The sequence below is a fragment of the Shimia sp. genome, from assembly GCF_049116215.1.
GTDB lineage: Bacteria > Pseudomonadota > Alphaproteobacteria > Rhodobacterales > Rhodobacteraceae > Shimia.
Window position 1 is genome coordinate 1 of record NZ_JAGDZB010000011.1, and the last position, 1,018, is coordinate 1,018.

Sequence of the window (1,018 nt, forward strand, 5' to 3'; positions counted from 1 at the left end):
GGTCTGTTTAGGGTGTTGAAATTGTTGAGTTTTGTAGAAAGCTGGCTGTTTTTTGCGGAAAGTTGAAAAAAGCGCTTGCGGCTGGGTTGGTATAACCTTAGAACCCCCTTCACCGGCGGCGCTGAGGCGCACAACGGCGGGACGGACTGGGACGGAGCGGCGCTTCAAACTGGGAAGTTTCAAAAAAGATTGAGGATTGTCAGCGGGTTGCGCTAGTAAGTTAGTAGCGCGGTCGGTTGGTTTTGTCTCTGGGGTTTAGGCTCCGACGTTGTTTGAAAATAGAATACACTGAAGAGATATGAGGGCGGTTTGGTTCATTTCGATGAACAAACACCTGCATATCGGCTCTTAGGGTTTCGGCCTGATTATAGAGTTACAACAGCTTCACTGTTTGGACGGCTTTTGTTTCTTTTGGAAACTGAAGCACAACCAAACGGTATGAGTGCATCAGGATTAGCCTCCTGGTGCGATGTGCAGAGGTTCGAACGTCAAGGATAAGCTGGTAACAGCTTTTCAACTTGAGAGTTTGATCCTGGCTCAGAACGAACGCTGGCGGCAGGCTTAACACATGCAAGTCGAGCGCACTCTTCGGAGTGAGCGGCGGACGGGTTAGTAACGCGTGGGAATGTACCCAGATCTAAGGAATAGCCACTGGAAACGGTGAGTAATACCTTATACGCCCTTCGGGGGAAAGATTTATCGGATTTGGATCAGCCCGCGTTAGATTAGATAGTTGGTGGGGTAACGGCCTACCAAGTCTACGATCTATAGCTGGTTTTAGAGGATGATCAGCAACACTGGGACTGAGACACGGCCCAGACTCCTACGGGAGGCAGCAGTGGGGAATCTTGGACAATGGGCGCAAGCCTGATCCAGCCATGCCGCGTGAGTGATGAAGGCCCTAGGGTCGTAAAGCGCTTTCGCCAGGGAGGATAAGGACAGTACCTGGTAAAGAAACCCCGGCTAACTCCGTGCCAGCAGCCGCGGTAATACGGAGGGGGGTAGCGTTGTTCGGAAT

The 1,018-nt window shown here is 51.4% G+C and carries 1 rRNA gene; it reads left to right on the forward strand.

Features of this window, described 5'->3' with window-relative positions:
• Positions 1-514: 514 nt before the first annotated feature.
• Positions 515-1,018, forward strand: a 16S ribosomal RNA gene (locus tag JXR15_RS21010); the annotation flags it as partial.